Origin of the sequence: Enterorhabdus sp. P55, assembly GCF_009911695.1 — a bacterium.
Lineage (GTDB): Bacteria > Actinomycetota > Coriobacteriia > Coriobacteriales > Eggerthellaceae > Enterorhabdus.
The window spans coordinates 1-4,317 of the sequence record NZ_QWKK01000145.1 but is presented as its reverse complement, the minus strand read 5'-3'; the positions used below and the strand labels follow the sequence as shown (position 1 = coordinate 4,317).

General features: G+C 69.5%; 3 protein-coding genes and 1 pseudogene. All 4 read right to left on the bottom strand.

The genetic code is table 11. The features are described 5' to 3' along the window. Positions 1–781: 781 nt before the first annotated feature. Positions 782–1,786: an NAD(P)H-dependent glycerol-3-phosphate dehydrogenase gene (locus D1643_RS09940; protein ID WP_160710469.1), complete on the bottom strand. Its 1,005-nt coding sequence runs from the start codon at positions 1,784–1,786 to the stop codon at positions 782–784. A 104-nt stretch (positions 1,787–1,890) separates the two neighbouring features. Continuing rightward, complete coding sequence (locus D1643_RS09935) at positions 1,891–2,655, bottom strand: glycerol-3-phosphate acyltransferase (RefSeq protein WP_160710468.1); 765 nt, start codon at positions 2,653–2,655, stop codon at positions 1,891–1,893. Positions 2,656–2,697: 42 nt separating this feature from the next. Then, positions 2,698–4,011, bottom strand: a complete 1,314-nt coding sequence (gene der, locus D1643_RS09930) for a ribosome biogenesis GTPase Der (protein WP_160710467.1) — start codon at positions 4,009–4,011, stop codon at positions 2,698–2,700. A 42-nt stretch (positions 4,012–4,053) separates the two neighbouring features. Next, positions 4,054–4,317 (bottom strand): annotated as a pseudogene (locus tag D1643_RS11610) (hypothetical protein); the annotation flags it as partial.

The window sequence follows — 4,317 nt, the reverse complement described above, 5'->3', positions numbered from 1 at the left end:
GCCCCCCCGTCGAACGCCCCCCAGCAGCGATCCGCGCGAACCGGCCGCGCGCCCCCAACCGCCCGCCGCGCGCTCGCCGCCACCCCACCAGGCACACCGCCGCGCGCACCCAACCTCGCCCCTTCTGTCCACCCGCCAGCTAGCGGGCAGCAAAACGCGCTTTTTCTGGCAAGTGATGACGGGTTTGCAACGTCCCTTCCGCCATCAAGAGCTCCTGAGCCAGGGTGGAAAAATCGCGACCTGGGGTTTTCCAGGGGCGCGCCGGCACAGACCGCGGCCTTCGCGGCGCCCGCGGGGCGCAAAAGGTTGCAAACCCGTCATCGCTTGCCAGAAAACCGGCCCGATCCTGCCCGGAACCCTGCGGACTACGATCTTCACGGCAGTCCGCCAGCCCGACCCGAAAAAAAGAGCCACCCCGGATGGGGGGTCCGGGGTGGCTTCCAATACGCACGGAGGAGAAGGGGGAACGTGCGCATGCATGAGGTTCGCCGCGAGATTGAGAGAGAGGAGGGTTCACGCAGGAGACGAGGCAGCGATCCTCTTGGGTTGTCAACGTCAGCGAGGAGCTTGCGGGGCCTTCGCGGCCCCCTCCCTCCTGGCTGACGCCAGCATAGAACGTGAAGAACGCCCTCGCACGGGGCGCAGGGCGTTCTTCACGTTCGCGTATGGCTTTCGTTGCTGGCGCGAAACCTGGCGCGAGCACCGCAGGCGGAGCCCCTGCGGCCGAGCGCCCCCCCCGGGGCCAAGCCCCCCGGGGGGGGCGAGCCGCCGGCACCGCGGGTTAAAGGCCGTAGAACTCCGTGGTCAGCGGCCGGTCGAAGAGCAGCTGGGCAGCCTTGCGGGCATCAGCCCCCTCCCACACCACCGCGCGGACGGTGTCGGTGATGGGCAGGTCCACGCCATGCTCGCGCGCGAGCACGGCAAGCGTCTTGCAGGCCGCCGCGCCCTCCACCACCATGTGGTTGTCCGCCTCGAACTCGGCGAGCGTGCGGCCGCGAGCCACGTACTCCTCGCCGAAGCGGCGGTTGCGCGAGTGGCGCGACATGCAGGTGACCACCATGTCGCCCGCGCCGGCGAGTCCCATGCAGGTGAGCGCCTCTCCCCCGCAGGCCACCACCATGCGGCTCATCTCCGCCAGGCCGCGCGTGATGAGCAGCGCCGCCGTGTTGTCGCCGTAGCCCAGCCCGTAGCTGATGCCCACGGCGATGGCGATGACGTTCTTGAACGCCGCGCAGAGCTCCACGCCCACCGAGTCGGCCGACGTGTAGGCGCGGAAGGTGTCGTTGGCCAGAAGGTCGCGGAAGAACAGCGCCGTCTCCTCTGACGAGCACGCCACCACCGAGGCCGAAGGCTGGCCCTTGATGACCTCCTCGGCGTGGTTGGGGCCCGAGAGCACGGCGATGCGGTCGCGGTTGCCGAGCTCTTGCTCCATGACGTCCACCGGCAGAAGCCCCGTCTCGGGCTCGGCGCCCTTCGAGCAGATGAGGACGGGCATCTCGGCGTCGATGACATCGGCGAGCGCCTGGGCCACGCCGCGCAGGAGCGAGGAGGGGGTGACCACGAGCACGCCGCGGGCGCGCAGGAGCGTGTCGCGGTAGGAGGTGGTGGCCACGACGGCCGGCGAGAGCTCGGCGTCTGTGAGGTAGCGGGGGTTGCGGTGGTCGGCGTTGATGGCCTTGACCACCTCGGGCTTGCGCGCCCACAGCCCCACGTTGTTACCGTTGCCGGCCAGCACCTGCGCGAGCGCCGTGCCCCACGACCCGGCCCCGATGACGGCTATCTTCATGACGCGTGCCTCCTCGCTTGCCTGTCTCGCGGAAAGGGCGCCGGCCGCCTGAGCGGCTCTCGCCCGGACGGGCGCCCCCCTCGCCTTCCTCCGATGCGACGGCGCTACCCTTGCGCGCTCTCGCCTTCCCTCGCCGCCTTCTTCTTATCGCCGATGCGGCGCTCGGTGCCATGGCGCAGGCGGTCGATGTTGCCGCGGTGCGCCCACACCACCACGAGCGCCACCGCCGTGATGACGCCCCAGCACAGCCAATCGCCCCAGTAATAGTAGAGGGCAAGCAGCGGACACGCCAGCGCCGCGGCCACCGAGCCCGCCGAGACGTAGCGCGTCGTCAGCACGATCACGGCAAAGAGGGCGATCTCCAGCAGCGCCCCCACCGGGCCGAACACGAAGAACAGCGCGCCCACGGCCACGGCGATGCCCTTGCCGCCGTGCCAGCCGAGCCATGGGCTGAAGATGTGCCCGAGCGTGCAGCCGGCAAAGGCGACGGCCAGCGACGCGCACCGGGCGACGTGCGCCGCCGAGCCTAGGGCGTCCACTTTGTCGAAGCCCGTCGCGCACAGGAGCGGCACGATCAGCGGATCGCCCGCATCGATGCCGGTCAGGCCGCGCGAGCCCAGCAAAAAGCAGGCGCACACGGTGGCCAGAAGCCCCGAGACGAGGCCCTTCCCGAAGTCGAGCACGAACACCGCGGCTCCCCCGGCCTTGCCGAGCGAGCGCATGGCGTTGGTGGTGCCGATGTTGCCCGAGCCCTCCTCGCGGAGGTCTTTGTGGTACACGAGCCGCGAGATGACCACGCCCCAGGGCACTGAGCCCAAAAGGAACGTGACGACGAACAGGATCAGAAGCAGTGCGAGAGCGGAGAGCATGGGGCGCGGGCCTTCCCTTTCTTGCCGGCCGTGCGGGCGCGGCTAGTCCTTCTTCTTGAACTTGAGGCGGATGGGCGTGCCCGTCAGGTCGAACGTCTCGCGCAGGCGGTTCTCCAGGTAGCGCTCGTAGTTGTCGTCCACGATGTCCGGGCGGTTGCAGAAGAACGTGAACTGCGGCGGGCACGTGGACGTCTGCGTGACGTACTTCATACGCAGGATGGCCTTGCCCTTCGAGATGGTGTGGCCGGACTCGCGGATGCCGGAGAGGAAGCTGTTGAGCTGGGCGGTGGGGATGGTCTTGGCGTAGTTGGCGTAGGCCTCGTCGATGAGCGACCAGATGCGGTCCACCTTCTTGCCGGTGAGCGCGCAGATGGCCACCACCGGCGCGTAGCCCACGAAGGTCATGCGATCCTCGATGCGCTCGCGGATGTCGGCCTTGGCCTCCGGGCCCTCCACGAGGTCCCACTTGTTGAGGACGATGACCATGGCGCAGCCGCGCTCGGCGGCGTAGCCCGCCACGCGCTGGTCCTCGTTGGTGAGCCCGATGGAGGCGTCAACCACCAAAAGCGCCACGTCGGCGCGGTCGATGGCGCGCATGGCGCGGACGAAGCCGTAATACTCCACGTCCTGGTCGATCTGGCTCTTGCGGCGCAAGCCCGCCGTGTCGACGATGCGGTAGAGCTCGCCGTCGTGCTCCACCATCGTGTCGATGGCGTCGCGGGTGGTGCCCGCCACATCCGACACGATGGAGCGCTCGTTGTTCGTGAGCTTGTTGGTGAGCGAGGACTTGCCCGCGTTGGGGCGCCCGATGAGGGCCACGTTGACCGCCGGCACCTCCTCGTGCGGCTCGAGGTCGAGCTTGCGCAGCTCGGCCACCACCTCGTCGAGGATGTCGCCCGTGCCGTGGCCGTGCATGGCGCTCACCGGCCACGGGTCGCCGAGGCCGAGCTGGTAGAGCTCCCATAGCCCGTCCTCGCGCGCAGGGTTGTCCATCTTGTTCACCGCGAGGAAAATGGGCTTGGAGGAGCGCCGCAGGATGCGCGCCACCTCCTCATCGTCGGCGTTGATGCCGGTGCGCCCGTCCACGAGGAAGATGATGACGTCAGCCTCGCGCGTGGCCTCGAAGGCCTGGGCCGTGATGGAGCCCTGGAAGGCGTCGTCGCCGCCCATCTCGATGCCGCCGGTGTCGATGAGGGTGAAGTCCACTCCGTTCCAGTCGGCGGTGTGGTAGGAGCGGTCGCGGGTGACGCCGCGCATCTCATGGACGATGGCCTCGTCCACCTGGGCGATGCGGTTCACGAGCGTGGACTTGCCCACGTTGGGGCGGCCCACGACGGCGACGATAGGCAGTGCCATGGCATGTTCCTCACGTTCAGAGCGCTCGCAGGCGGCGAGCCGTCAGACGGCAGGCTCAGCGAGGAGCGCGATGATCTCGGCCAGGTATTCCTGGGGGTTACAGGATACCACGGCGATGGGCGCGCCCGCGGCCTTCTCCACAGACGGCACGGTCATGTCATCGAGGGTGACGCCGGCGTCGTTGAGGATGACGCGCGGGATGACGTAGAGCGGGGCCGGGGCGGCCGAGCCCGCAGGGGCGGGGGCGGCCGTCGGAACCGGGGCGCCGCCGGAGCGGGCGGCCAGGGCCGCGGGGGCGGGGGCGGG